The sequence below is a fragment of the Aureimonas sp. AU20 genome, assembly GCF_001442755.1.
Lineage (GTDB): Bacteria > Pseudomonadota > Alphaproteobacteria > Rhizobiales > Rhizobiaceae > Aureimonas.
In genome coordinates this window covers 146,334-172,826 of sequence record NZ_CP006368.1, presented here as the reverse complement: position 1 = coordinate 172,826, position 26,493 = coordinate 146,334, and the positions used below count along the sequence as shown (strand labels likewise).

The following is a 26,493-nucleotide window of genomic DNA, read 5'->3' as shown; positions in this document are numbered from 1 at the left end:
CGCCGTCTCGCTGGTGGAACAGATGGACCTTCTCGCGCTTGCCGATTTCAACCTTGTTGCCCGGCACGAAGGCTTCGGCCGGGCCGCGCGCGCGACGGGGCGTCCGAAGGCGACGCTCTCGCGCCGGGTGTCCGAACTCGAAGCCAGCCTGGACCTGCGTTTGTTCGAACGCGGTGGACGCGCGCTGAAGCTGACGGAGGAAGGGCGAGCCCTGTTCGAGCGGACGGCCGTGCTTTTGACCGACCTTCAGGAGACCGCGTCCGCCATCGCCTCGGGCGGGCATCGGCCGCGCGGGCGGCTGCGCATCAGCGCGCCGCTGCTCTTTTCGCAGACCGCCATGGGCAAGCTCGCCGCTGGGTTCGCGCTGAAGCATCCCGAGGTGCGGCTCGAGGTCACGACGGAGGATCGCGCCGTGGACATGGTGGAGGAAGCCTTCGACCTCGTGATCCGGGTGAACCCGGAGCCGGACGACAGTCTCGTGGGGCGCATCTTCCTGCGCGACCGGCTGGTGGTCGTGGCGAGCCCGACCCTGCGGGCGCAAGCGGCGGGATCGCCCGTTCCCGCCGTGGTTCGGGGCGCGGCCACCCGCCCGCCGGAGATCTGGCGGATGACGACGAACGAGGGCGAAACGAGCATCCTCGTCGAGCCCATGCTCAGCCTGTCGTCGCTCGTCATGGTGCGCGATGCGGCCCGCATGGGGGTCGGCGTCGCCCGGCTGCCGATCTCCCTCGTCAGCCATGATCTCGCCTCGGGGCGGCTGGTTCTCTGGGGCGACGTGGAAGGGCCGGAGATCGCCCTTTGGACGCTCTACCCGAGCCGACGGCTTCTCAGCGCCCGCGTCTCGGCCTTTCTCGACCATTTGAAGGACGCGTTTCCGAAAGGGACGCCCGACGAGTTGGCCAATTATGTCGAGGCCTGATCGCCGCCTTTGCCGGGCGTGATCGAGACGACGAAGGCGGGATCAGCTGAAGGAGGGCCGTCATGGATGCAGCTTCGCGCCCTTGGTCGCCTTGTCGACATCCTTCTTCGGGCCGCGGATGGCGATGCCGACCAGATCGGGCGCGTCGGCGGGCTCCGCCTTGAACGCCTCGCGGTTCGCCGCGTCATGGCCGGTCGAGAACATCGCGCGGACATAGGCAGCCGTGAGAAGCCCCTTCTCGCCGGAGACGCGGTGAGCGCGGCGAAGGTCCTCCGGCGTCGCCGCGAAGACCAGCACCGGCTGCCCGAGGAGACGGGCGAACACTCGCCCCGAAGCGTCCTCATACGGCGCCCCCATGGCTTCCGGCGCCGCCGAAGCGAGGCCGGTCGCCAGAAACGCGGTGACGTTGAGCTTCTGCCAGATCGCCAGATCGTCCAGAACCAGGATGACGGCCTTCGTGTCGAACATGCTTTACCTCAAGGCACGCATACGGCGATAATGCCGCATTGGGTAAGATCGGAATTTGATAATGCCGAACATCATTCACCGCCAAGGAGGATCGGAGCGTTGAGCGAAGAACCGAACCCCGTTCGGCAAAGGCACGCGCCGCCCGCTCGCCTGGATGACAGGGACCGAACGCTGTTAGGCCTTCTGGCGGAGGACTCCTCCCGCAGCTACGCCGATCTCGGAAAGCGTCTCCACCTCTCGGCGCCCGCCGTCCACGAGCGCGTGAAGCGCCTGCGGCAGGAAGGTGTCATCAAGGCGAACGTGGCCGTGCTCGACGGGGCCAAGCTCGGACGCCCGCTCCTGACCTTCGTGCATGTCGACACGACAAGCTGGGCGGTGACCCGTCATCTCCTCGCCCTGAAGGAACTGCCTGAGGTCGAGGAGATCCACACGGTGACGGGCGAAAGCGCCATGCTTCTGAAGGTCAGGACGCGGGACACGCAGGCGCTGGAAGACCTGCTGGAGCGCATCCATTCCATCGAAGGCTTCAAGGGAACGAGAAGCTACATCGCCCTGTCGACCTATCTCGAACGCGGCCCGAGCCCGGTCGCGAGCGAATAAACCGACGGGTGTTCAGCGTGGGTCTTGGCGCGCAGGCAGGCGTGCGCGCGGCGACTATCTCGATGTTCGTGTGGGCGTGGTCGATAGTCCGAACCGGGATATCCAGGCATAGCGGCCGTCGACTGACGCAGGTCGCACCAGCCGGAACAATTGCGCGACCGCCGGCCCACTTCGTCAACGATCGTGGCGGCTCAACGCACCAAGCACCTCGCGCCTAGCCGAACGCCAGCGCACGGTGAACGGCAACGCCGGCGGTGACCCCGTCGCTTGCGGCCCAGGTCACCGAATGCGGAGCGCGCGCGATGTCCCCTGCGGCGTAGACGCCGGGGACACTCGTCATCTTCAGATCGTCCGTCCGAATGACGGGCCCCAGCGGGCCGTTCTCGACGGCGCAGCCCAGCCGCTCGGCAAGGTCGCTGCTCAGCCGCCAGGGGGCGGCGATGAAGAGCGCTGCGACCGAGTCATGCCCGCCGTCCTCGAAGACGATGTCGAGCGGCGCACCAAGTTCGCCTTGGAGCCGGGCCACGGAGCGCGGTTCGATCGCGACGCCGCGTTGTGCCAGCGCGTCGCGCGTGTCCGGGTCCGGCATGTCCCCACCGTCGAGAAAGAGGGTGGTCGGGCCCCATTCGGAAATGAGCATCGCCTGATGGGCCGAATGGGAGGCGGTTTGGAGGACGCCGAGACGCCGCCCGGCGAACTCGTAGCCGTGGCAATAGGGACAATGGAGCACCGTGCGCCCCCAGCGCTCGGCGAGGCCCGGAAGCGTCGGCAATGTGTCGGCGACACCGAAGGCGAGCACCAGCTTCGACGCCTCCAGGACCCGTCCGTCACCGAGCGTCACCGCGAAGCCGCCCTCGATCGGACTGGCGTCGATGGCAGTCGCCTCGACCAGCGAGACCTCGGCATAGGCGGCAAGCTGCGTGCGGGCCGTGGCGAGGATGGCCCGCGGCTCCGATCCGTCCTGCGCGAGGAAGCCATGGGAATGCGCCGCAAAGCGGTTGCGCGGCGCTCTCGCGTCGATCACCGCCACGCGACGGCGGGCGCGGGCGATGTAGGTGGCGGCGGACAGGCCGGCGAAGCTGCCACCGATGATGATCGCGTCATGCCGCATGAGGTTCGTCCTTGAATTCGCAATGGCTGGCTCGGCGCTTCATCCGCGCGTGAAAATCGGCATGGAGCATGCCCAGCGTCACCTCGCCGAACCGCTCCAGAAGCAGCGCTTCGGCGCGCGTGAACGTGTCGTCGAGCGCCGCGTTGACGGCCTCTTCGACGAGGCAGCCCGGCGCCTCGGTCCGGTTGCCCATGGCGAAGATGCCGGGCGAGCCGAGGGCGTCGTAGACATCGCGCAGCGTCACGGTCGCCAGATCCTTGGCGATGGTCCAGCCGCCACCGTGCCCCTTGCCGGAGCGCACGAGGCCCTGGTCGCGAAGGCCCGCCATGATCCGGCGGATGACGACGGGATTCGTCTGCATCGCCTTGGAAAGATGCTCGGACGTGACCGGACCATCGGTCTCGGCCATGTGGAGGAGGACGTGCAGAACGCCCGACAATCGGCTGTCTCGTTTCATGCAACATCATTTGTTGCGTAAAGCGCGACCTGTCAAGATGCGGTCGACCCTGTGCGGACCGCGCGATGCCTTATGAGGTTCGGGCGAGCCCGCGCGCCGGACTTGACCACATGTCTTCGTTCGGACGCGCCTCTCCCTCACGCCCATCAGGATCGACGACCATACCAAGGTCCGCCGTCCCGCCGTCTAGGTCACGACAGGCGGAAGCATTAATCTGGCCTGTATGGCCAGCCGTCTCGAAGGGGGATGTTCTCCGTTCTCCGGTGGAATGGATCACCGGGTCAATTCCGTCCCCCCGAACCATCGAGCGCACGAAAGGCGCCTGAGCTCCAAGTTGCACCTCCTGTGCAAAGCACATGCTGTCAAATGGGGCGTCCGAGGAGATAGCCTTGTGCCACGTCCACGCCGAGGCCGCGCAGTTGGCGAAGCTGCGGCACGGTCTCGACGCCTTCGGCCACGATGCGGGCGCCGATCGCCTTTCCGAAGGGAACGAGGCCGGCGAGAAGCGCGATCTGGGCTGGGCAATGCTGGATGTCGCGGGTGAGGCTGATGTCGAGTTTGATCATGTCGGGCCTCAGGCACAGGATATGCCGCAGATTGGCGTAGCCGGCGCCGACATCGTCGACTGCGACGCGCAGGCCCCGGCTGCGCAGCGGCGCAAGCACCCGCAGGATCGGACCGTAGTCGCTGACCGGCGCGTGCTCCGTGAGCTCCAGCACGATCCGGCGCAGGTCCACCCTGGCCAGAAGCGCGGAAAGCCGAGGATCACGGAGCGCTTCGGGCGAGATGTTGAGGGCGAGGTAGTCGCAAGGTGGCATGACGGCGAGCCCTTTCAGCCCCGCCGCCATGGTCTCGAATTCGAGGTCCAGGCCCAGGCCGACCTCGCTCGCATCCTGAAACCATTGATCCGGCGAGCGATAGGGTTCGAGCTCGAAGCGCGTCAGGCATTCGCGGCCCTCGATCCGGTCGTCGGACAGGCGCAGGAGCGGCTGATAGGTCGTGCGATACGCATGATAGGCGATGATCTGCCGGATGCGCCCCCGCTTGAGGCGCTGCATCGCATTGGGAGCCTCTCGCGGGGCGGAAGCCTGGACCAGGCACTGCATCATTTCACTCCACAGGATGGGAGGGCTCGGATGGCGGGGGCAGCGGGCGTTGCGATTGGCGGCCCGATCGGCCGAAATGGGCGGGTGCCGATCCCGATGGATCGGCACCCGCTCGTCTGTTCAGGAGCCGCGCAGGATCTTGCAGAGTTGCACGAGGCCCCAATCGTTGGCATTGGGGTCCGCCAGGATGCTGCCGCACTGCCGCTGCATCTGACGCCGATCGCTGCGGCTCATCTGGTTGAAGGCGGTGGCGACGGTCGCGACCCGGCGGTTCATCCCGGGCGTGATGGGGATCACTCCACGCGGACGGCCCACCATGCCGGGAGCGGTGGTCGCGACGCCCGGGCCGTTCGGCCGCGCGCCGATCACGGGAACGCCGGGATTGCCGGGTTGAAAGCCGCCCGAGGGCCCGTCGGCGCGGCCGGGAAGCGAGCCTCCGGTGCCTGGGCGCGACCCGCCAATCCCATTGCCGCGCGATCCGCCGAGCGAGGCGCCCAGGCCGACCCCGATGCCGTTGGAGCCGCCGACCGATGCGCCGGCCCCGGCATTGACGCCCTGGCCCCCGCCGAGCGAAGCGCCGAGGCCCGCGCCGACGCCGTTGGAGCCCCCGAGCGAGGCGCCGGCCCCGGCATTGACGCCACTGGAACCACCCACCGACGCACCAACGCCGGCATTGACGCCGCTGCCGCCGCCGATCGAAGCGCCTGCGCCGGCATTGACGCCACCCGACCCGCCGCTTGACCCGCCAATCGAGGCACCGACGCCTGCGCCGACGCCATTGGAGCCGCCGACGGACGCACCCCCTCCGGCGTTGACGCCCGACCCGCCGCCCAGCGACCCACCAAGCCCGGCACCCACGCCGTTCGCGCCGCCGACGGACGCTCCGATGCCGCCGCCGAGCCCGCCATTGCCGAGCCCGCCGCCAAGGCCGGCAGAAACGCCACCGGCACCTCCGACCGAGGCACCGACCCCTCCCCCGAGGCCGCCGCCGAGCGACTGAGCGTAAACGGCGGAGGGTCCCGCGATCGTGACGGCACAACCCAAAAGCATGGTGGAAGCGAAAATCTGAACTCTATTCATGAAACGTCTCCCTGGCCCGAATGGCGATCGCAGTGAACCTGCGCAGAAGAGACGGTCAAAAGAGCCCGAAGTTTCAGTGCCTTAAAATGATAAGAGATATATGCTTTCGAAAAAGTTACAGCGTGCAGCAGACTTGTTCGAGTGCATTGCAATAGCTTCAGGTTATAAATGCCACGATTGCCCCGCTTCAACTTTAACCGAGAGTTGACGCGGGAATTCACTCTGGAGAAGGCCCTTGAGCATCCACATCGGCGCGTGGAGGCGACGTTCGCCACACGCCGACCAGCGGGGTGAACGTCCGGCTTTCCCAACGAAACCGAACGGATCGCTTCCACTCTTCCGACCGCTTCCATCGTCGGAATGCTTTCCCGTAGGCGGACTTCGGTTGCCCAAGCTTTCATCCCAGCTTAGGCCTAGCCTATGGTGATGTGGCGTCCAGAACCGAACATTCGTTTGAAGGCTTCGGGCCTACACCGGCGTCACGGTAAGCTCCTCACCGCCGAAGTCTGGGATGATGCCGGGTGCGTCAAGCGCTTGCGCCCGCTCGGCGGCACGGTCGCGTTCGGCGAAACGGCCGCGAGGGCTCCCGTTACGGCATCGAGGCCTATCTCGAACTGAAAACTATAGCTCTCGGCCGACGCATTCCGAACGCTCGGCGGGTTCAGCGATCGGCCAGGAAAGGCAGCATGTTCCGCAGGACAGAGTCCCTTCGATAGAGATGATGGAACAGCGCCGCTCCGCCATGGAGCAGGATCAGGAGGGCGGTGCCATAGGCCAGCCAGCCGTGCAGCGAGGACCAGAAGGTCTCCGCCGCGTCCGACACCGCGATGGGCAGGCCGGGAACCACGAACAGATCGAAGACGTAGCTGGGAATGCGCAATGGCGAGGACGAGGCCACCGCCCAGCCCGTCAGCGGGATGAGGAGCGTCGCGGCCAGAAGAGCGAACTGGACAGTGCGCGCCGCCCGCCATTCGAGACGCGTCACGCCCTCGGGCGCGGCATGGGCCCGATGCGCCAGCGACCAGACGAGGCGGGCCGACGCCAGCGCCAGCGTCAGGAAACCCAGCGACTTGTGCCACTGAAACAGGGCGAACTGGAGCGCCGGCTTTCGGTCGAGCATCGTCATGGCGAAGCCGAGCGGGATCTGAATCAGGAACAGGAGGGCCACGGACCAATGGAGAAGGATCGCCATCGGCCCATAGGTGTTCGATCGCTCAAACCGCATCTCGTTCCCCTCCTCAGATCAACTGCCGATAGGCCGCCTTGGCGATGGTCTGGAGGCGCTGGAGCGGGAGATCCCCGACCACGGCGCAGCGAATGGTCTCGTCGTTCCAGAAGACCGCTTCGAGCCGGTCGAGATTGGCATGGAGAAACGAGGTCTCTTCCTCGCCGGCATTGGGCGCGACATAGAGCGTGACGCGGCGGCCCGTGGCGTCTTCGTACATAAGCTGCGCGGCGGGGCCGTCGCCGTTCGGCAGGAGGCGTCCGCCCACGAACTGCAGTTCGAAGCTTCGAAGGTCCGGCAGGTTGATGGTTCGATCGAGACGGCGCGACAGCCATTTTTGCAGAACAGGGCTCTGGCTGGCGTCAAGCTCGACGGGGCGCACCCGATCGTCGGAATAAAGATGGTGCGCCTCCACCGCCATGGTCACCATCGAGTCCAAGGCCGGTTCGCGAGAGGACAGGGCGCTGGCCCCGCCCCAACCAAGCCCCGTGCCGAGGCAGAGAAACCCGACGGCCGCGGCGACATTGCGCCAGGCCGGGGCGACGCTGCGGCGTTGGCGCGCAAGGCGGTACGGATCGAGGCGCGCGGGCGTTTCCTCGCGCGATGGCCCGCCATAGAGCGCCTTCAGCATGTCGGCCTGTCGGCGCCAGTCGGAAACGATCCCGGCGGCCTCCGGCGTCTCGGCCAGATAGGCCTCGACGGCTCGGCTCCGTTCGGCGTCGAGTTCGCCATCGACGAGGGCCTGGAGGTCGTCGGACGTGATGGGACTGTTCACCCTGGTCATTTCACCGCTCTCAGCTTCGGCCCGTCTTCCTGGGTGGCCTGTCGGATCGCCGCGCGCGCCCGGCCGAGGCGAGACATCAAGGTTCCGATCGGGATGTCGAGGATCGCCGCCGCCTCGGCATAGGGAAATCCTTCCACCGTCACGAGAAGCAAGGCCTCGCGCTGGTCGGCGGGCAAGGCCTCGATCGCCCGCGCCAGCTCGGCGAGCGCCAGACGGCCGAACTGCGTTTCCGGGGTGGAAAGCTCTTGCGTCAAGGCGTCGAACGACACGGTCGCCGGGCGACGCCGGCGACCGCGCAGATCGTTGCGGAAGATGTTGAGGAGAATGCGAAAGAGCCATGCGCGGATCGACCCGCCGGGTTTCCAGAGGTCGATCTTGCGCACCGCCCGCTCCAGGCAGTCCTGAACGAGATCGTCGGCTTGGCTGCGGTCGTGCGTCAAGGCGCGGGCATAACGCCGGAGCGCGGGAACCGCATCTGCGATCTCGTCCAGGGGGTCTGCCATGTCGGATCAGTCCTTGGCGACGTGCCAGACGCCGCCGACGCCGTCGCCGGTCATGTCGCCCGGCTTCTTGTCGTTCATCCAGAGATAGAGCGGCTCGCCCTCGTGCGCCCATTGCCGGGTGCCGTCCTTGCGCTCGACCAGCGTCAACTCTCCGTCCGCCTTCGCGTCGCTGGACGCCAGAAGCGGCGGCCATTTGCGGGCGCAGTCGTCGTAACAGGCCGACACGCCGCCCGAATCCTTGTCGAACGTATAGAGCGTCATCGACTTGGCGTCGGTCAGAATCTCGCCCTTCTCGGACTTCATTTCCTTCACCGCGCCGCCGGCATAGTCCTCGGCATGGGCAAGCGGCCCGGCAGCCAGTGTCATCAGGCCTGCGACGAGTAGCGAACGGGAAAGCATGGTCATCCTCCTGTTTGGTCGATGGTGGGGCGTTCCGAGCGGAAACCCACAGCGGCTGAAAACACCTGCCGCGTCGCTTTCATCCCTCTCTTCCCCGCTTTTTTCGAAAAGTTCCGAAAAGGTCAGCGCTGGCCTTCGAGCCGCATGTCGAAGTTCACGACATTCGAGTAGATCGGCGTTCCCACCCCCATGCCATAGGGCGTGCGGTAGATGTCGCCCACGACATGGAAGACGAAGCGGCCCTTCTCCTGATTCGTCAGCTCGGCCTGAAACGTCTCAGGCCGGCTGACACCGTGGGCGGTCAGGGTCCCCTCGATGCGGGCCGTCCGTGGCCCGGTCTGAACCACGCGGGTCGAGCGGAAGGTGATGTCGGGATGCGCGTCGGCGTCGAACACGGCCTCGGACTGTAGAAACGCATCGATGCGCGGCTGTCCCGTGGCGACGCTGGCGGCCTTCAGATCGATCGAGACGCTGGCGCGGGCGGGATCGGACGGATCGAGCCGGAACTGTCCCGAGACCTCCTTGATGGTGCCATCGATCCCGCCGCCTCCGACCTGGCCGACATGAAAGCCGATGGAGGACGTGGGCGCGATCCGGTAGCTCCCGCCGTCGGCAACGGCCGCCCCGGCACCGGACGAAGCGAACGTTGCCAGAACGATCAGCGAAAAGCGCGATAGGGTGCGCAGCATGAACAACTCCCGTGTCGGCGGTCGTTCATTCGACCGGCATCGGGGACAACACCGGCGAGGCGGAAATCATCCCGCCGCGTGCGCCCCTGACGCACCCTGCCGCTTCGCGAGCCGGGATGCGGACGCTGGCCGAGTTCGATCCCATCAACGGCTTGATCCTGCCGCGTGGTGATGTCCGTGACTGCCCTCACCGGTCGCCAGGCGAAACCGACAAGTCTTATGTCCTACGGGAAATCAGGACGACGCACCGATGAAGCCGATGTCGAACGGCGTCGTCTGATAGATCTCGTTGATCCAGTTCCCGAACAGAAGATGCGCGTGGCCCCGCCAGCGGTTCTCGGGCGCGCCAGCGGGATCGTCCTTCGGGAAGTAGCCCACCGGCAAAGGACCCGCGCCGTCCCGATGGTACTCCTTGGCAAGCGTGTCGGTCTCGTATTCGAGATGATTGAACATGTGCAGCATCCGGTGGCGGGGATCGCTGACGAGGCAGGGGCCCGTCTCAGGAGCGCGGGCCAGGGTGACCAGGCCGCCCTCCGCCGGAAAATCCGCCTCCCGCACCTCGGTCCAGCGCGAGACGGGCACGTCGAACCGATCGGGAAAGCCGCGCAGCCAGGGCGAGGCGGGCGCGAGGTTGGCTTGCGCGAACACGCCGAAGGCCTTGGCGGCGAGCGGGTGCTTGGGTATGCCGTGGAGATGCTGCAGCGCCGCCTGCGCCGCCCAGCAGATGGTCAGTGTCGCGTGGACATGGGTCTGCGTCCAGTCGAGGATCTGGCGCAGCTCGGGCCAATAGCGCACCTCGCCGAACGGCAGATGCTCCACCGGCGCCCCGGTGATGACGAAGCCGTCGAAGCGCTCGGCCCGTGCCTCGCTCCAAGGTTTGTAGAAGGCCGACAGGTGGTCCGCCGAGGTGTGGCGCGCGACGTGGTCGCTGATGCGAACGAGCGTCAGCTCAATCTGCAGCGGCGTCGCGCCAAGGAGCCGGGCGATCTGCGTTTCCGTGCCGATCTTGTCGGGCATGAGATTGAGGAGACCGATCCGCAAGGGGCGGATGTCCTGCCGCACCGCGTCGGTCTCGCCCATCACCGCGACGCCTTCCGCCTCCAAAGTCCGGCGGGCAGGAAGATGGTCGGGAATTTTGATCGGCACGCGTCGTCGTCCTCTCTTCGGGGGACGACTGGAGTGGCTGAGGTCCGTGGGATTGCCGGATCGGCCACATCCTCCCTTGCGGGAGTGCCACCTTGCCCGGATCGGCAGGTTGGCGTCGGGCGTCGCCCCAACTCTTGATGCGGAGCGATGCTTATCGCGGAATTCCGGGTCCGGCAATGTCCGCTATCGGGGAGACGGTACGGCCGCTTCACCACGTCTGCGTCGGATGGCGGCTTTGCGTCACGAGGATGCCGGGCTCCCAACTCCTCGTCGAACCGAGATCAGTGAGCGCCGGATGGCCGAACCGCAGGCTTTCGAATAGATCGAGCCGATGCGAGCCTTCGCTCTCTGGTCAGATCAGGCCCTGTTTGCGGTAGCGGTGGATCGTGCTGCGGTGGATGCCGAGATGGCGGGCGGCCTTGCTGATATTGCCGTCTGCGGCGGCGAGCGCGGCCGCGATCGCCTCGACCTCGCGCTCCTCCAGCGTCGTCGCGGCCCCCTCGCCCGCCGGGCTGGCACCGAGGCCGAGATCGCCGCCGCGCGGCAAGGCATGGTCCGCATCCCAATGGCCCACGGCGTAGGCGCCGGAGGACAGGCGCAGGAGAAGCCCGCCCCGTCGCGGCTCCTCGACGGAAAGGATCGTTTCGAACAGCACCTCGTCCAGCGCGTCCCACGAAAGGCCGGCCAGCGACAAGCCGCGCCGGTTGCCCGCGACCAACCGGTCTTCGCGGAAAACGAGAATGCCCTCCCGGCTGGTTCCGAGCATGGCCGGGTCGCTGTGGTAGCGCAGAAGGCGGCAGTCCTCGAAATAGCGGCGAAACAGGCGATGCTCGATCTGGTCGACCGCCAGCCTGATCAGCCCGAGCGCATGGCCGTGCCCACGGCTGGACGATCCCGTCAGATCGAGCGCGCCGATAAGGGCGCCGCGCGGATCGGTGATGGGCGTCGCGGCGCAGCTGAGCACGCGGTGATCGGAGAAGAAGTGCTCGGAACCGTTGACGGCGATGGCGCGCCGCTCGGCCAGGGCCGTGCCGATGGCGTTGGTGCCGGTGCTGGCCTCCTTCCACGAAACGCCGGGGCGCAGCGCCAGTTCGGCCGCGCGTGAGGCGAAGCCGGCGTCGCCGATCGTGTCGAGGATCATGCCCTCGCTGTCCGTCAGGATCGCGACGCTGCCCGTGTCCCGCGCTTCGCCCGCGATCATTTCCAGTTCGGGCCGGCAGAGGCGTCGCAGAGCGTCGTGACGTTGGTGCAGCAGGCGAAGTTCGGACGCCGTCAGCGGCTGGAGAGTGGGCGCGCGTGCTTCGGCAAGGCCAAGATCGCTGCACCGCAACCAAGACCGCAGTACAGAATGTCGCACCGCAGCACTCGGCAACTGTCCTTCCTGGAAGAAGGCGTGCCGTGCCGAGGTCATATCGCTCTGTTCCATGATCGCTCCGCTTCGTCCCACTGTCGCATTTTGCGACACCGGTGCCTTTTACTGTCGCACGCTGCATCGAATGCTTGAACGATGGCCTTGAAATTTCACCACATCCGAGGCGCGCGGTCCATCCGTTGCTTGCGCGCCCGCCCGATGGGGCGGAACCTTCTCTTGCTCATCGCGAGGAATGAGGAGGTTCCATGACGATCCAGCTACCGATCACCACCCGCTCGGCCCCGTTCAAGCCGCGCTACGGCAATTTCGTCGGCGGCCGCTGGACGGACGCCGCAGACGGGCGCACCTTCCAGAACCACTCCCCCATCGACGGGCGGATTCTGTGCGAAGTCGCCCGCAGCGGGGCCGAGGATGTGGAGCGCGCGCTCGACGCCGCCCATGCCGCCGCCGAGAGCTGGGGCCGAACCAGCCCCGCTGAGCGCGCGCTCGCGCTTCTGCGCATCGCCGACCGGATGGAGGAAAATCTCGACCAGCTCGCCACGGCCGAGACCTGGGACAACGGCAAGCCGATCCGCGAAACGCGCGCCGCCGATCTTCCCCTGGCGATCGACCATTTCCGCTATTTCGCCGGCTGCCTGCGCGCGCAGGAAGGCAGCCTGTCGGAGATCGACTACGACACGGTCGCCTACCATTTCCACGAGCCGCTGGGTGTGGTCGGCCAAATCATTCCCTGGAACTTCCCGCTTCTGATGGCCGTCTGGAAGCTGGCGCCCGCGCTCGCCGCCGGCAATTGCGTGGTGCTGAAACCCGCCGAGCAGACGCCGCTCTCGATCCTCGTCCTGATGGAACTGATCGGCGATCTTCTGCCGCCGGGCGTCGTCAATGTCGTGAACGGCTATGGTCTCGAAGCGGGCAAACCGCTCGCCCAGTCCAGGCGCATCGCCAAGATCGCCTTCACCGGCGAGACGACGACCGGTCGCCTCATCATGCAATATGCCTCCGAGAACCTCATTCCGGTAACGCTGGAACTCGGCGGCAAGAGCCCCAACATCTTCTTCGCCGACGTGGCGGCGGAAGATGACGACTTCCTCGACAAGGCGCTGGAAGGCTTTGCCATGTTCGCCTTGAACCAGGGGGAGGTCTGCACCTGCCCGAGCCGGGCGCTGGTTCACGAATCGATCTACGACCGCTTCATGGAGCGGGCGGTCAAGCGCGTCGAGGCGATGATCCAGGGCGATCCGCTCGACCCGGCCACGATGGTCGGCGCGCAGGCCTCAGGCGAGCAGATGGAGAAGATCCTCTCCTATCTCGAGATCGGCCGCGACGAAGGGGCGAAGGTTCTGACAGGGGGCGGCCGCGCGCATCTCGACGGGCTCGACGGCTACTACGTTCAGCCCACCGTGCTTCAGGGGCACAACCGCATGCGCATCTTCCAGGAGGAAATCTTCGGCCCGGTGGTCTCCGTCACGACCTTCAAGGACGATGCAGACGCCCTCGCCATCGCCAACGACACGCTTTACGGCCTGGGCGCCGGTGTCTGGACGCGCGACGGCACGCGGGCCTACCGCATGGGCCGCGCCATCAAGGCGGGCCGGGTCTGGACGAACTGCTACCACGCCTATCCCGCGCATGCCGCCTTCGGTGGATACAAGCAATCCGGCATCGGGCGCGAGACGCACAAGATGATGCTCGATCACTACCAGCAGACCAAGAACATGCTGGTCAGCTATTCGCCCAAGAAGCTCGGCTTCTTCTGAGCAAGAGCCAACTCAAGCGCCGTGCGGATGGGTCCATCATCCGCACGGCGCCTGCCGTCTCACTCGGACGACCCTTATTTCGCGCGTCCTGCGCGTCGGGGAACCACCCCTCTTTCAGAAGGATAGCCTCCGTGCAGTGCGCCTTCAGATGTGGGGCATTGGTCATGATGCGCTCCCGTCTTGGGCCTTCGTCTTCCCAGGCTCAAAGATGCAGTCGAAAACACTAAGCCAGTTCGATCGGATAAATCACATGGACCAAATCTTGTGCGGTCCGTAAGCCGGTGGCGTCCTCAACATTGAAGGCCGCTGCGGACCAGGCACACGGTGCCGTTCACCAAGCGTTGGTCTTCCACCCGGACAAGTGTTGGGCCAGTGGGAAGCGCGGCGCGATCCGCGCCATCGGCCGCTCGCTCAACAGACGCAGATCAGGCAAACGACATCACACATCAAACGAGACCGACAGGTCTTGAGCCTTAAGCATTTTCAATCAATCCAACGCTCTAGCGCCGGCTCGGAAAGAGCGGCGCGGATCGGGCAAGAGCGCCTCTACGAGGGGAAGCGCAGCGAGCCCCAACGCGACGCCGGTCTCACCGAAGCTGGCGCGGGCGAGATCCGGCAGCCAGTAGGGCTGGGTCGGTCCGCCCATCCGCTCGGCCCTGCAGCGGACGAGCCGCGCGGTCAACGCATTCAAAAGCGGTTCGCCGAGGCGCCCGCCGACCGTCACGAGGCGCGGTCCCAGAAAGGCCGAGACGGCGATAATCATGTCGGTAAGGTGCTCGGCCGCATCGTCGATCCAGCGAGCGACCGCGGGCGCCTCGGGATCGGAGCCGGGGAGAAGCCGGGTCGAGGCCACGTCGTCCAAGAAGCGGCCGTCCGTGCCCGTCCGCATGCGTCCGACCAGCCCGGCACGATGGGACGCGCCGTCGAACACGGCGCCGCCGATCACCATGCCGGCCTGGACGCTGGGACCGAGCAGGATATGGACGAAACTGTCGTCGGCGCCCGCTCGGCCGAACTGGCGCTCGGCCATCGCCGCCGCCACAGTGTCCCGCTCGATCGTTACCGGCAGGGGCGCGAGCGCCTCGCGCAGCACCTGCGAGCGCGGATCGGCTCCGAGGCCGATCCCGACCAGCCGCCCCGTGGGCGCCAGACGAGCGGCGCGTTCGGTGCTGGCGCGAACCACATCGGCGGTTTCCCGCGTCCCCGTGGCGGCATGGTGCTCCTCGAACAGCACGGTCCCCAAGAGATCCACCGCGAGCAGGAAGGTGCCGGACTCCGTGCGATCCACACCGATCCCATAGGCGCCGCCGGGCCGGATCGCGAAGCTTTGCGAGCGAAGGCCACCCTCGCCTTCGATCAGGTCGTCGGCGGTCAAGCGGCGCAGGATATTGGCAATTCCCGGAACGGTGAGCCCGGTGGTTTCGGCCAGTTCCAGCCGCGTGCGCGCGCCGCCGCGTCGCAGCGCTTCCAGCGTGACGCGCATGTTGTGGTCGCCCGCCTGCACCAGATTAAGCCCCGTCGCGGCGTCCCTCCGGTCGGACTGCGGCGGGGTTCCGCTCTCCTGCGAGAGCCCAAGCCTTCCGTCCGCCCTGTCGATGCTCGCCACTCGTCCCCTCCGATGCGCGACCGACCTCGTTTTCGCTTTCGCTCTCCTACCGCGTTTGGACGGCGCAAGGCGATAGGGCAGTCTGGCGGGAATGGGTGCCCCCTTCGAGACTTCGAAGCCCTGCAACATTCGGGTGAGGCAGATCGCTTTGGGTAAGGAAACTCGTCACGACAACAGACGACTACGCTGGTTTCCTCACGCCCTATCTCGGCGTGAGGGGCAGCGCGGGCGTCTGGCCCGCGTTCGCTGCACAGTCCCGGGCAAATCCGATCGATGCCCACAGCTCGAACGGATCTGCCCGGTCGTCCTCATCCTCCCTGAGACATCGAGCAGTAGCAGTATTCGTCAGCGCTGAGCTTGCGGCGAGGCGCAGCCGGGGGCGTAGGTCAGCACGGGCCAGCGGTTGCCACGCATGGCCTGCTGCCTGATCCAGCCCGAGAAGTTGGAGATCGACGCCCGGCACCAGTTTCCGTCGGACGCGGTGGTGCACTGATCGATCACGACACAGGTCCCCGCCGGAATGGTTGCCACGACCGGCGCATCCGGCCGAGCCTCGGCACGGGCGTTGAGCTGAACCAGGACGGACGCACGCGCCTTCTCGTCGCTGCCGCTCGGCATGGGGGACTGACGCGCTTCGCTCTTGGCGCAGCTGGCGGTGTAGCCGTAGAAGACGCAGCCGTTTCGGCCCGCCGTCACCGCCGCCGCGGAGGCAGCCGACCCCGGCGCCAGCCGCTCGAGCACCACGGTGCTGCCGTTGGTCAATTGTCCGCTCACGCGATTCTGGTTGCCGCCGAGCCGCGCCAGGATCGCACCATCGGCGGATAGGAAGCCCAGTTGGTTGTCGACGATCTTCCATTTCGACAGGCCTGACAGGGCGCCTCCGCAATGGGACGTCTGTAGCTGGTAGCTGCCTTCGCTCGGCGCCGTCTGAAGCGCGACCTGGCAGGCCCCGCCGGCGGAGAGCGCGGGATCGAGCGTCTGCCACTCTCCCGAAAACGCCTTGACGAAATCGGATTCGCTCTGGGCGAGAGCGGGCGCGGCCAGCGTCACGGCCCCTATAGCGATCAGCGCGGCAAACGTCTTGCCCATGATGTTCCTTTTGGAGGTCGATTGGCCCAATAGGTTGCCCCACGGTTGGGACGCTTCACCGGCCAAGGGTCGTTGGAATTCGGTGGGGATGCAGGTCTTGCGATCAGGAGCCAACGTTCAGCCGGCTGCGGGAAATCTCGCGCTCGCCGTTTGTCAGCACCAGATCGACATCGAGCTTGTCGCCGGGACTTAAGGAAAGACCGACCGTGGCCACCACCGCGTCCTGGCCGACCGAGAGCTCGAACTCGCCCCCTTGCGTCGTCGATGTCCGGCCAGAAGGACCGCTCTTCTCGATCATCATACGGGCCTCGACATGCCCGTTCGACAAGCCGAGCGCACGCCCGGTCAAGCGCACGGTTCCCGCGCCGGGCTCGACCACGATCGAGGCGATGGCCATTGGCGCGTCCTGCGCATGAACGGGGCCGCCCATCAGAAGCGCTCCGACGAGACAGGAGGCTGCGGCAAAACGCATGGCCGAGACCTCACATCTTGCTCTGAGTGATGGTAACCGAAGCGCCGTTCGACTGGACGGTTATGGGTGTTCCCGCAGTTCCGTTGCTCACGCCATTGGAGATCAGCGCCGCGCTCGTGCCCGCGCCGGACACGGCCAAACTGTTGTTCAGTCCGCTGCCATATTGGCTGATGCTGCCGCTCGAGCCTTTGCCCGTCACGCTGAGGTCTGCGACGTTGCTGTCGCCCTTTTGGAGAATGGTTCCTTCGAGGGCTCCGGCCCCAAGCATCGCCGTGGCCTTGTTGCCGCCGCCGAGTTGTCCGATCAGCGCTCGGCCGCCGCCCGCCAAGTTGACATTCGCCTGATTGCCGAGATTGGGCGAGGGAGAACTCTGAAGAAGTCCCACGAAACCGCCGTTCCCGGAAATCTTGATGTCGGCGCTGTTTCCGCCGCCCATTTGGCGCGCCGGCTGCCCACGCATGCGCTCCGCGCTCAAAACATTCAGCCGAACCTGCTCGGGAAGGGTGTCCTCGCTTTGAGAGGTCTCGGCGTTCGGCGTAAGAGTGAACGTCTGGAGTGTGGGCGCGCCGATCTCCAAACCGCCGACCTGACTGTTCGATGCTTGCGACTGATCGACCGTCAACCTGTTCTCGCCACCATCCTGCACGATCGACAGGACATTCGACTCCGCCACCGCTTGCGCCATCGGCCAGATCGCCATGGGAAGAGCGACAGCCAGCATCCTGTATAGCGGCGAAGGCATGTTCGTCTCCCTTAGCGTCATGTCACGACCAATAGTCGTTTACCAAGATCTTTGCGTGATCGAAATCATATTCCCTTTCCCGATCTGAGAAAAGGACGCCAAATTATTTTGTCCGGACTGACTGACCGCAGCGCCGTTGCCGTTCCCCACAATCGACCCCCGCATGACGTTGGAGGAGCCTTGCTGAACGGCCGCGAACAGATTGTCCGACCCTGAGACCGAGATGTCCATCGCGTTCGAATGACCGGTCTGCGAGAGGCTGCCCCAGGGAAGATCGGCGATCAGCGTCGGCGTCAGCTTCGAAGAAGACCGCTTGCCGCCGTTGCGATCGCCTTGGACGTTGATGGTCATGCTGTTGCCGCTTGGCGAGGAGGCGGACGAGGTTTGGGACAGGCTGAGTTGATTGTCGTTGCCGGTCAGCAACAGCTCGATGCGATTGGATGCATCTTGGTTCGGCGACAGCGTGAGCACATTGGACGAACCGGCCAAGGCGGGCGAGGCGACCAGCAGGGATGCGATGGAAGCGGCGAGAAAGCGCACGGGATTCTCCACGTTGACGTGTCGACCCGCAATCTAGATCTCGGATTATTGCCCGTTTCTATTTATCTACACTTGTCTATTATTGTTGATGAACGAAAAGGGATTGGGATTCGCCCATTTGTATGAAATTTAATGTCTGTTTTTCGCCTTCCTGTCGGACTGTAGCGAGGTTTCCATCGCCGCGCACGATGCCGTTCGCGATATCCTGCGCCCCACGCTGAAGCACTGAAACCACATTGTCGTTGCCGACCAGATCGAGCGAGGCACGATGGCCGGTGCCATCCTGCAGGATCGTCTTCACGAGCGCATCGGTCGTGGAGGGCAGGCGTCCTCCGCGCGGCGCGGGACGCAGATTGTCGTTGCCGACGATCCGAACGTCGGCCCGGTTGGCCGAGCCCGTCTGCGACACGGCCAAGAGGTTCCGATCGCCGATCACGGTCATATCGAGCCCGTTGCCGGCGCCGGCCTGGCGGATGTCGGCGAGATTGGCGTCGCCGGTTTGTTGGAGCAAGGCCGTGTTTCCGGCGCGCTGGTTATCGCCGGTCGCTCGAATAGCGCTGCTCGCCTGCACGATGTCGAGGCGATTGCCGTCACCCTGCTGGGACGAGGCGAACTCGTTCCCGTCGCCGGTTAGAAGTGCGTAGGCCGCGTTGTCCAAGCCGCGCTGCACGAAGGAGAAGAAATTGCCGTCCGCGCGCCCGCTCCCGTCCGAGCCGATCGTCAGGGACAACGTATTGCCTTCGCCGAACTGCTCGAGCGAAGAGGCAAAGGCGCCCGACACTGCGCTTTGCGAGCTGACGGCGCTATAGCCGCCAATGCCTTCGCCGCCATTGTCGTTGCCCATGACCGACACGAAAACGCTGTTGCCGCGCCCTTCGCCCTGGCTCCCGAGCCCGGCCTGCACGACCTGATCGATGAAATTCCCCGTGCCGTCCAGCCGAAGGCTCATTTGATCTGACGTGCCGTGCTGTTCGGCATTGCCGAGTGTGTTGCGCTCGCCCATCGAGACAATGGTGGCCTTGTTGTTCTCGCCCGTCTGCTCGCCAAGGCGGAGGCTGTTGGCAAGCCCTTCCTGAGTCAAAGTCAGATTGTTGCCGACACCGCTCTGGCGAAGTTGGCCGGCTTCCTGCCGTTCGCCGGTCTGCGAGACCTCCAAGGAATTGGGGGCGGCGTTCGATCGGGTCGGGCGATGGACCTGGGAAATCTCGCGGATGACGTGGCGCGCCGCGCCCGTGGATTCACCCCTGTCGCTGACGAGGGGAAGGAACGCGCCGCCGGTCTGGCGGATGACCGCGCGGTTGGCGCTGCCGTCGGAGGGGATCAGTCCGCTCGCCGATTGAGCCCTTTGGTCGATCGCGCCGATCTGGCTTCCCTCGGTATTGCGATGAGAGCGCTGGATAATGTCGAGAAAATTGCTGTCGCCGTGCTGGAACAGTCCAGTCGCCGTTCCCACGATCCCGGTCAGGCCGCCGGGTTGGCCGATCATGTTCTCGCGCCCGATGCCGTTGTCGGCACCGACCTGGAAAATATCGACCTTGTTGAGATTGCCAAGCTGGTTGAGCCGCAAGGTCTCGCCGTTTCCGCCAACGAGATGGCCGCTGCCGGTCTGGGTCACGGTGAGGATGTTGGTGTCGCCGGTCTGGCCGAGAAAGACCTCGTTCGACGCCGTGCCGGTGTCCGTCGCGGCGCTTTGCGCGAAGGCAGCGCAAGCGGATGCAAGCGAAGCCAGAAGACAGACGCTTCCCCACAAGGCGAGTTGACGGCTCATACGCGCGCACTCCGAACGGAAGAAGATCGGCCGCGCTTCCGCGCGGCCGATCTTTGATTTCTGAAGATTACTTCACGTTGCCCTGGAAGACGGCGACGGTGTTGCCATTGCCATTCTGCTGGAACGAAGCCGAGTTGAAGTTGCTCGTCTGAACGACCACGGCCGCATTGCGATTTCCGCCGATTTTGGCGTCGATCTTATTGAAGTCGCCGACCTGTACGGTGGCAAAGGCATTCTTGCTGCCCGCGACGTTCAAATCAACGACGTTGTTGGTTCCGCTCTGAAACAAGGCGCCCTTCGTGAAGGTGACTTTGGTGTAGCCGCTCAACGAACCGGACGCATTACCGAGGTCAATCGATGTTTTCGCGTTGTTTTCACTTCCTTCGAGAAGAGCGGTAATCTGGTTGTGAGGTCCAGTTTGGAAGGTGCTCAAGGTGTTTTTGTCGCCGCCCTGGAACGTAATATTTCCGATGTTCTTCGCACCAAACTGTTGCGAAGCCAAATTGTTTGAGTTCGCAGATCCCTTGGCGATAACATCGAACTGATTGCTCGAGCCATCCTGGGTGAACCAAACATCATTGGATCCGCTGTCCAAGATCGTCACGCTCGCCAAATTCGTACCAAGCTGACCTAAATTAACGACGTTACCATTCGCGCTCTTCAGGTCTATATTGAGTGTATTGTTTTGAATTTGTGTAGCGCTAATGATATTATTTGAAATATCCGCACCGCTGATGCTCGCGGTATTCGTGCCAAACTGCGTGACATTGAGAGAGTTGCTGTCGCTGCGGTAGAGCTCGACAGAGGCTACATCTTTTGTGCCCCAAAACCCCTGCGTAATGCCGATCTTGTTCTTGTTGCCGTTCGTGAAGATCGTTGCGTTCGCACCTTTGCCGTCCTGACGCACGGTCGTCGTATTACCGTCGCCGATCGTCGTGGAAACAGCCACGTTTTTGATTCCGGCCTGAGTAACAGTGTCCGTATTGCCGAGACCTTCTTGGTAAACGTTGACAGCACCCTCAACGCCCGACTGCGTCAGTGTAGCCGTGTTTCCAGCGCCGTACTGGATCAGCCCGCTTACCTTATTGCCCTTACCGGCCTGCTGGATGGTGCCGCTGTTCTTTTCGCCCGTTTGGTCCTTGGCCTGACCGACCAGTTCAACGGTGTTCGAGCCTTCCCCACCCTGGGTGATCGTCAGCACGTTGCGCGTAGCCGCACCGCCCGTCGCGCCATTCTGCACCACTTGGCCCACGTTGTTCCCGTTGGACGTCTGCGTCACCGAAAGGGTGTTGTTGGCGCCATACTGTTCGACACCGACGCCCTCGAGGCCGACCCTGTTCTCATTGCCAGACTGCTTCACGGTGATCGTGCTGTCGGTGCCGTTCTGCAGGAGGTTCTGCGCGTCGCTACCGGCCTTATTGCTATCGCCAGTCTGGAGAACCACGGCGCTGTTGCCGCTGACGGCCACGCCCCGACCCGCGCCATCGCCCTGGTAGATGAAGGTCTCGTTGTTGCTGCCGGCGAGCGCGGCGCCGGTGAGCAGCGTCAGCGCCGTGGCGGCGAGAAGCGTCGTCTTGAAAACCGTCATGTGTCACCCCTGATGATCGACCTCGCCGGCCCTCGGGCTTCAGGCAAGATGAATGCTTCCTCCCGGCGTTTCGGATGAACGCGCCGGCCTTCCATGGCAACGCCCTGCAATCGAGCGTTGCAAATTGTTGAGATGACCCGTTCGGCACAAGCCTGGAGCTCGGCGCGCTCAGAAGAGCTTGCCCCGGACATCTTCGGTGTCTGCGCTTCCCCCCCTCGCAACGACCGCCCCCGGTTTCGAATTCCGCTTTCGGAGGCCGGAACGGGTCGGTGCCTCGCTGGAGAGCCATTCGATCGACAACCTATGGAAGCAAGGCGCCTTTAAGTCGTCGTCTTAAGGATTCGTTTACAATGTCGTCTGCCCTTGCGTCAATGCGGAGAACAAGCGGCAAGCGAATAACGAAATCATAACGTTAATGTCTGAGAGAGGCCGCCTTACCCTACGGCGCCCTTATCATTAAAATGCAACTGTAAATTCGTACTCATCAATCTGTGCTTTGGCACCGAAAGCTTCGGCAAAGCTGGCTCTGTAAGCTTTCCTTGGAAAAACCTTTGCGCCCTTCCAAGCCGGACGAGATGCGGTTGAGGGAGCAGGCGAGCCTTGCGGCTTGCAAAGAATCACCCAATTTTTGCGCGCATTACTTTTGAGTGAGCAACAAAAAGCCCCGGCGATGGTGCGCCGGGGCTGGGAAACGTTCGAATGTCACGGTCAGGTCTTTGGCTCATCATCGAGCCAAGCGAGGTTTAGGCCACCCTTCGTGGGAAGCGCTCCACGGTTCGACATCCGATTCCCGTTCGTCCCTCGCTTCTGCCGTGTCCCCGTGACGGCCTCGGCTTTTCTTAGAGGCTGGCCACGCTGTGGGTGTCCGGCAGCTTGATCGAGCCCAGCGACGGCTCGCCCGGCGTCGGGGCCGGCGGCAGTTGCGGCGGCAGTTGCGGCGATTGGTTCTCTTCGGCTGGCACGGGGCCGACGCCCGGCACCTGCCGGATGCCAGACTGGCCGGCCGGCTGTGGCGCGGCGCGCGAGACGGGCCTCGTGGTGCTCGTGACCGGCCCAGCCGACAAGGGGCGCACGGCGAGTTCGGGCGGGCGAGACGGCACGGTCGCCATCATCTTAGCGGCGTTCTCGGTCACCGGCCGCGGCGGCGGCGGCGCGGTCGGGTCGAGGAAATCGCCGTATTTCGCGCCGCGATAGGCGGCGATCGCGTTCGCGCCGGCCTGAGGATCGGCGAAGGACCAGATCCGGAGTTCGGCGCCCTCCATGACCAGTGACAGGACGGCCTGCTCGATCGCCGACTGGACGGCGATCTGCTTGGGCTCGTTGTAGGTCACGCCCGCTTCGGCTTCCAACAGACTGTCGAGCTTGACATAGCGGAAGGTGCCGCCCGTCAGCGAGTAGGAGACAACCGCCTTGCGCGTCGTCACGCTGGCCAGAACCTCGCCCGTCTTGGTGGAGACCGCTCGCAGGGTGACGGTCACGACGTCGTTGATATATTTCGCGTCGCCGCCGATGCCCAAGAGGCGCGCGCCGGCCCCGCCCGTCGTGATGTTCGTGTCGTAACCGATGATGCCGCCTTCGATGATGATGCCGGCATGGAGAAGCGGCGGCAGCGCCGAGGCGTTGATCGTGTTCTCGTTCTTGTAGATCCGGCGCATTTCCGTGAGGATTTGGCGCTCGCGCAGGAGGTTCTCCAGCGCCTTGCGTTCCAGCACCGTGAACCAGCGCCGCTCGCCGGCATCCTGAAGCGCCTTGATCAGAATAGCCGCGCCGCCCTGCGTCACCGCGCGGGAAAGCGACTGGACGTTCTCGCGTTCCTTGAACTGGCCCGTCAGATCCTCGATGTCATAGACCGCGACCACCGTTTTCTCGCGCGGCGGCGGAAGGTCGCGCAGCAGGTCGTTCTGCTTCGACACTGGCGCCACAACGGGCGCGGGATCGAGCGCGGACTCGTTGGTGACGCAGCCGGACAAGGCCGCGGCGCTGGCGCCAAGAAGGGACGCGCGCAAGATGAGCGCCAAGCGGAAACGCAGGGACATCAGACTCTTCCTACAAAGCCGGTTCAACGCCTGGCTTAATTGATGCTCAACGGGGTGAGGGCCGATCCGCTGAGAACGGGCGTGGCGGTGCTCAACTGGCTGGCGGAGGCCGAAGAAGACGCCGTCGATGCCGTGGTGGTGGCGGGCTTCGAAGTGACGAGCTGGGGAACGACGATGTCCGTGACCGTTCCATCGGTCGCGTTCTCGATGCGCAGCCGGATGGTGGTCAGCGTCCGGTCGAACGTCACCTTTGTGTCGCCGAACTGCACGGTGCCCGAATCCTGCGGGTTCTCGCCGAAGATCGCATCCGTCACCTGGCTGGCGAGCGCCGACAGAAGGCGCCCCTGAAGCTGGCGGACGAACAGGTCGGCATCGGACTGCGTCTTCGTGCCCGAGCCCGTGGTGCCGGCGGAGGTCGAGTCCACCGGTTTCTTGTAGTCGCTTGCCGTCGCGTTCTTCTGCGCGCCGGCGATGGACAGGAGATGGGCGGAATTCAGCGGACTCCCGCCGAACGAGGGATTGACCGGCGTGTAGACGAGATCACCCGCAGCGGCTGATCCAATACTGAGCGAAGCAATCGAAAGGAATGCTAAGGTTCTAAAACTGTTAATGGACATAGCTTTCCCTTTAGGAAACGTGGGCAACGCTAGCCATCCCGCCGGCATCATCGCAAGAACTTACGGACCGGACCTTGCGGAAACATGTCCACTGCGACCTTCCCGCCACGGTTCCGTCGATATCGTATCTATTTCCTTACAAGCTTTCTTTTGCATCGCAGCAATAGTCTTGTCTCGGTTCGACGTGGTGACATGCGATGCGTCGAACAGGGACGAGCCCGCAAGCGAGAGGCTGATCGCCACCATCAGGAGGCCGCAGACCCGGCGCTGATGCGAGAGGAGCGCGGGCCAGCGGCGCGTCCAGACACCGATCCGGCTGGCGGCGAGCGCGACGGAACTCAAGGTCAGCAGACCGGCGAGCTTGTGCAGGAAACCGAGGACGAACATCTGCGCCCCGACCGGCCCGACGGACGGATCGACGAAATGCGGCAGAACGACGAAGAGGAACAGGAAGGACTTCGGGTTGGTCAGGCTGCTCAACGCCCCTTCCACGAGCGCCCGCCTGGCTCCTAGAGAGCACGCCGTTCCGGGCTGGCTCTGCGAAAGCGTCGTCGTCATCATTCGGATGCCGAGATACAGGAGATAGAGAGCGCCCAAGACCTGCAGCATCGGCATCGCCGCCGGATGCGTCGCGACGAGCGTTCCAAGGCCCAGGACCAGAAGTCCGAGCTGCACCGCGCCGGCGATAACCACGATCCCAGCAATGGTGGAAAACGCGATCCTCGGGCCATGGACCATGCCTCTGTTGAGGATCAACAGCATGTCCGGCCCAGGCGAGAGCTGAAGCACCAGCACGCTTAGGAGGAAGCGGAGCATGACCTCCGAGGAGAGAAGGCAGAACGCCTGCGCGACGGTCATGGCCTGACGACGAACGCGGCCGGCGCAGGGCAGGTCGGCAAAGTCCGAGCACCGCTCTGGCAGGTGCTTCGCATCCGGCGCGTTCGACCTTTCGCGACAAGCGCTCTACCTCCCACGTTCCCCTCCCAAACCGTGAAATCGCTGGAATGGGAACCGGATCGCAGGGGCGTTTATTCCACGGCGCTCGGGAAACTTTCAGAGGCAGGGAAAGGGGCGGTCAGCCTGCGGGCGCCGTTGCGGCACGGAAGGCGTTGGCGAATTCGCCGAGTTCCTTGGAATTGAGATCGGACGTCGCGAAATAGCCGAGATCGCCGGTGGTCCAGCGCTCGATGCCGGACCCCTTGCGCCGATCCCGGCCGGGAGCGCCGACCTCGCTGCGGGGGACGACGGTCACACTGATGACATGTTGCCGCCGGCGGTAGACGAGCGTTGGAACCGGCTCGCCGGCGACGATATCGACCCGCCCGCCGACCAGCGGAAAGCCTTGCGCGGCGAGGTCCGGCGCATCCGGCGCGATCGCCGTGCGCCCGTTGAACCAGGGCTTCACCGTATGGCGGTCGGACGACGCGATGTCGAAGGGCTGCGGCGCAGCCAAGCCCCGGAGATGGCCGGCGAAGATCGCGTCCTCGATGGCGTTGCTTCTCGGCGGGGCGGCGACTTGGGAAAGGCCGTAGCCGAGCGGTCCGCCGACGAGAAGCCCCACGACGAGCGCCGCTGCGATGCGCTGCCATGACGGGGTCTCCCGCTGCGGGGGGAGGTTTTGCGCCTTGGCTATCTGCCCGCGAACCCGCGCGGAAAGGTCGGGGGGAACGGGCGTTTCGGCCACGAGGTCGTGGACGGTGCCGGAGAGGTTCGACAAGGCGTCCCGCAACCGGCGAAGCTCGGGATCGGCCTCCAGCCTGCGTTCCATGGCGATCGTTTCCCCCGGCGAAAGCTCGCCGTCGAGATAGGCCGCCAACATGAGATGATCGCTGTCGTCAGGTGTCATCGTCGGCCAGTTCGATCGCTTTGAGAAGATGTTGGCGAGCGCGCGCGAGCCGCGACATGACGGTGCCGATGGGCACGCCGCTGACCTCGGCGATCTCGCGATAGGAGAGGTCGTAATAATCCCTAAGGACCACGACCTCCTTCATGCTCAGCGGGAGACGGTCGATCGCGCGTGTCAGCCACGCGGCCCGATCCTTCGCGATCAACGCCTCCTCGATCGATGCCACGGGCTCGGCGATCAGGCCTCCGCGCTCCATCAAATCCTTGTCCTGCGGTATCAACTCCTCGACCGAGAGGTTTATTCCCGGCCGGTTCTTGGCGAGCCAGGAATAGCAGGTGTTGCGCACAACCGTCAGGAACCAGGCGCGGACATTGTCCTCCACCAGCCGGTCCATCGCCAGGAAGGCGCGCAGCGCGGCCTCCTGCATGACATCCTCGGCATCGGCCTGGTTGCCGGTGAGCCACCGGGCCAGCCGGAATCCGTCGCCAAGGCGCGGTAGAACCAGACGATCGAACTTTGCCGCCCTGTCCGCGGTCACGGGATCATCCACGGCGCACCGCTCTGGCCTCGCAC

27 protein-coding genes and 1 riboswitch are annotated in these 26,493 nt (G+C 65.0%); of the genes, 3 read left to right on the top strand and 24 right to left on the bottom strand.

Going from position 1 to position 26,493, the window contains the following annotated elements:
• Nucleotides 1-22: 22 nt before the first annotated feature.
• Nucleotides 23-919 carry a LysR family transcriptional regulator gene (locus M673_RS17765; protein WP_061978047.1) on the top strand — a complete coding sequence of 299 codons (897 nt, stop codon included), beginning with the start codon at nucleotides 23-25 and terminating at the stop codon, nucleotides 917-919.
• Nucleotides 920-979: 60 nt separating this feature from the next.
• On the opposite strand, the gene M673_RS17760 is transcribed toward M673_RS17765, so the two are convergent.
• Nucleotides 980-1,387 (bottom strand): DUF2000 family protein, encoded by a 408-nt coding sequence (locus tag M673_RS17760; RefSeq protein WP_061978046.1) that lies wholly within the window; start codon nucleotides 1,385-1,387, stop codon nucleotides 980-982.
• A 90-nt stretch (nucleotides 1,388-1,477) separates the two neighbouring features.
• Here M673_RS17760 and M673_RS17755 point away from each other — a divergent pair, with 90 nt between their 5' ends.
• Complete coding sequence (locus M673_RS17755) at nucleotides 1,478-1,987, top strand: Lrp/AsnC family transcriptional regulator (RefSeq protein WP_443111189.1); 510 nt, start codon at nucleotides 1,478-1,480, stop codon at nucleotides 1,985-1,987.
• Nucleotides 1,988-2,201: 214 nt separating this feature from the next.
• Here M673_RS17755 and M673_RS17750 read toward each other — a convergent pair whose 3' ends face one another.
• From M673_RS17750 to M673_RS17700, 11 genes are all read right to left on the bottom strand, one after another.
• On the bottom strand, nucleotides 2,202-3,098 hold the full coding sequence (locus M673_RS17750) for an NAD(P)/FAD-dependent oxidoreductase (RefSeq protein ID WP_061978044.1): 897 nt from the start codon (nucleotides 3,096-3,098) through the stop codon (nucleotides 2,202-2,204).
• Entirely contained in the window at nucleotides 3,088-3,555 is a 468-nt protein-coding gene (locus tag M673_RS17745) for an Rrf2 family transcriptional regulator (protein ID WP_061978043.1), read from the bottom strand. Before M673_RS17745 ends, M673_RS17750 begins: the two co-directional genes overlap by 11 nt.
• A 362-nt stretch (nucleotides 3,556-3,917) precedes the next feature.
• Nucleotides 3,918-4,613 (bottom strand): EAL domain-containing protein, encoded by a 696-nt coding sequence (locus tag M673_RS17740; protein ID WP_061978042.1) that lies wholly within the window; start codon nucleotides 4,611-4,613, stop codon nucleotides 3,918-3,920.
• A 168-nt stretch (nucleotides 4,614-4,781) separates the two neighbouring features.
• Nucleotides 4,782-5,741 (bottom strand): hypothetical protein, encoded by a 960-nt coding sequence (locus tag M673_RS24705; protein WP_061978041.1) that lies wholly within the window; start codon nucleotides 5,739-5,741, stop codon nucleotides 4,782-4,784.
• A gap of 661 nt (nucleotides 5,742-6,402) precedes the next feature.
• A complete protein-coding gene (locus M673_RS17730) occupies nucleotides 6,403-6,966 on the bottom strand; it encodes a cytochrome b (protein WP_061978040.1) in 564 nt (187 codons plus the stop codon).
• Between the two features lie 13 nt (nucleotides 6,967-6,979).
• Nucleotides 6,980-7,741, bottom strand: coding sequence for an anti-sigma factor family protein (locus M673_RS17725; RefSeq protein WP_148640177.1), 762 nt, complete (start codon nucleotides 7,739-7,741; stop codon nucleotides 6,980-6,982).
• 5 nt (nucleotides 7,742-7,746) lie between these two features.
• Nucleotides 7,747-8,253, bottom strand: a complete 507-nt coding sequence (locus tag M673_RS17720) for a sigma-70 family RNA polymerase sigma factor (RefSeq protein ID WP_061978038.1) — start codon at nucleotides 8,251-8,253, stop codon at nucleotides 7,747-7,749.
• A 6-nt stretch (nucleotides 8,254-8,259) separates the two neighbouring features.
• Nucleotides 8,260-8,652 (bottom strand): COG4315 family predicted lipoprotein, encoded by a 393-nt coding sequence (locus tag M673_RS17715; protein ID WP_061978287.1) that lies wholly within the window; start codon nucleotides 8,650-8,652, stop codon nucleotides 8,260-8,262.
• A gap of 122 nt (nucleotides 8,653-8,774) precedes the next feature.
• Complete coding sequence (locus tag M673_RS17710; protein WP_061978286.1) at nucleotides 8,775-9,341, bottom strand: YceI family protein; 567 nt, start codon at nucleotides 9,339-9,341, stop codon at nucleotides 8,775-8,777.
• A gap of 234 nt (nucleotides 9,342-9,575) precedes the next feature.
• Nucleotides 9,576-10,487, bottom strand: a complete 912-nt coding sequence (locus M673_RS17705; RefSeq protein WP_061978037.1) for a homoserine O-succinyltransferase — start codon at nucleotides 10,485-10,487, stop codon at nucleotides 9,576-9,578.
• A 38-nt stretch (nucleotides 10,488-10,525) separates the two neighbouring features.
• A riboswitch (SAM-I-IV-variant riboswitch) is annotated at nucleotides 10,526-10,633 on the bottom strand.
• A 206-nt stretch (nucleotides 10,634-10,839) separates the two neighbouring features.
• On the bottom strand, nucleotides 10,840-11,913 hold the full coding sequence (locus M673_RS17700) for a sigma-54-dependent Fis family transcriptional regulator (protein WP_061978036.1): 1,074 nt from the start codon (nucleotides 11,911-11,913) through the stop codon (nucleotides 10,840-10,842).
• Nucleotides 11,914-12,104: 191 nt separating this feature from the next.
• Here M673_RS17700 and adh point away from each other — a divergent pair, with 191 nt between their 5' ends.
• Nucleotides 12,105-13,616 (top strand): aldehyde dehydrogenase, encoded by a 1,512-nt coding sequence (adh, locus tag M673_RS17695; protein ID WP_061978035.1) that lies wholly within the window; start codon nucleotides 12,105-12,107, stop codon nucleotides 13,614-13,616.
• Nucleotides 13,617-14,103: 487 nt separating this feature from the next.
• Here the strand turns inward: adh and M673_RS17690 are convergent, their stop codons facing one another.
• The 12 genes from M673_RS17690 to M673_RS17635 all read right to left on the bottom strand — a co-directional run bounded on the left by M673_RS17690 (nucleotide 14,104) and on the right by M673_RS17635 (nucleotide 26,470).
• On the bottom strand, nucleotides 14,104-15,222 hold the full coding sequence (locus M673_RS17690) for an ROK family protein (RefSeq protein WP_148640176.1): 1,119 nt from the start codon (nucleotides 15,220-15,222) through the stop codon (nucleotides 14,104-14,106).
• A gap of 345 nt (nucleotides 15,223-15,567) precedes the next feature.
• Complete coding sequence (locus M673_RS17685) at nucleotides 15,568-16,311, bottom strand: SH3 domain-containing protein (protein ID WP_061978033.1); 744 nt, start codon at nucleotides 16,309-16,311, stop codon at nucleotides 15,568-15,570.
• Between the two features lie 103 nt (nucleotides 16,312-16,414).
• Nucleotides 16,415-16,783 (bottom strand): curli-like amyloid fiber formation chaperone CsgH, encoded by a 369-nt coding sequence (gene csgH, locus M673_RS17680; RefSeq protein WP_148640175.1) that lies wholly within the window; start codon nucleotides 16,781-16,783, stop codon nucleotides 16,415-16,417.
• A gap of 10 nt (nucleotides 16,784-16,793) precedes the next feature.
• Nucleotides 16,794-17,525, bottom strand: coding sequence for a hypothetical protein (locus M673_RS17675; protein WP_148640174.1), 732 nt, complete (start codon nucleotides 17,523-17,525; stop codon nucleotides 16,794-16,796).
• A gap of 39 nt (nucleotides 17,526-17,564) precedes the next feature.
• Entirely contained in the window at nucleotides 17,565-18,065 is a 501-nt protein-coding gene (locus M673_RS17670) for a hypothetical protein (protein ID WP_061978030.1), read from the bottom strand.
• A gap of 79 nt (nucleotides 18,066-18,144) precedes the next feature.
• Entirely contained in the window at nucleotides 18,145-19,833 is a 1,689-nt protein-coding gene (locus tag M673_RS17665) for a hypothetical protein (RefSeq protein WP_061978029.1), read from the bottom strand.
• A gap of 67 nt (nucleotides 19,834-19,900) precedes the next feature.
• On the bottom strand, nucleotides 19,901-21,421 hold the full coding sequence (locus tag M673_RS17660) for a hypothetical protein (protein WP_061978028.1): 1,521 nt from the start codon (nucleotides 21,419-21,421) through the stop codon (nucleotides 19,901-19,903).
• A gap of 839 nt (nucleotides 21,422-22,260) precedes the next feature.
• Complete coding sequence (locus M673_RS17655; protein ID WP_061978027.1) at nucleotides 22,261-23,457, bottom strand: CsgG/HfaB family protein; 1,197 nt, start codon at nucleotides 23,455-23,457, stop codon at nucleotides 22,261-22,263.
• Nucleotides 23,458-23,492: 35 nt separating this feature from the next.
• Nucleotides 23,493-24,074: a curli assembly protein CsgF gene (locus tag M673_RS17650; protein ID WP_082639804.1), complete on the bottom strand. Its 582-nt coding sequence runs from the start codon at nucleotides 24,072-24,074 to the stop codon at nucleotides 23,493-23,495.
• Nucleotides 24,075-24,134: 60 nt separating this feature from the next.
• Nucleotides 24,135-24,890: a LysE family translocator gene (locus M673_RS17645; protein ID WP_274534681.1), complete on the bottom strand. Its 756-nt coding sequence runs from the start codon at nucleotides 24,888-24,890 to the stop codon at nucleotides 24,135-24,137.
• A 259-nt stretch (nucleotides 24,891-25,149) separates the two neighbouring features.
• Nucleotides 25,150-25,920: an anti-sigma factor family protein gene (locus M673_RS17640; RefSeq protein ID WP_061978025.1), complete on the bottom strand. Its 771-nt coding sequence runs from the start codon at nucleotides 25,918-25,920 to the stop codon at nucleotides 25,150-25,152.
• Entirely contained in the window at nucleotides 25,910-26,470 is a 561-nt protein-coding gene (locus M673_RS17635) for a sigma-70 family RNA polymerase sigma factor (protein WP_244493124.1), read from the bottom strand. Before M673_RS17635 ends, M673_RS17640 begins: the two co-directional genes overlap by 11 nt.
• Nucleotides 26,471-26,493: the final 23 nt, after the last annotated feature.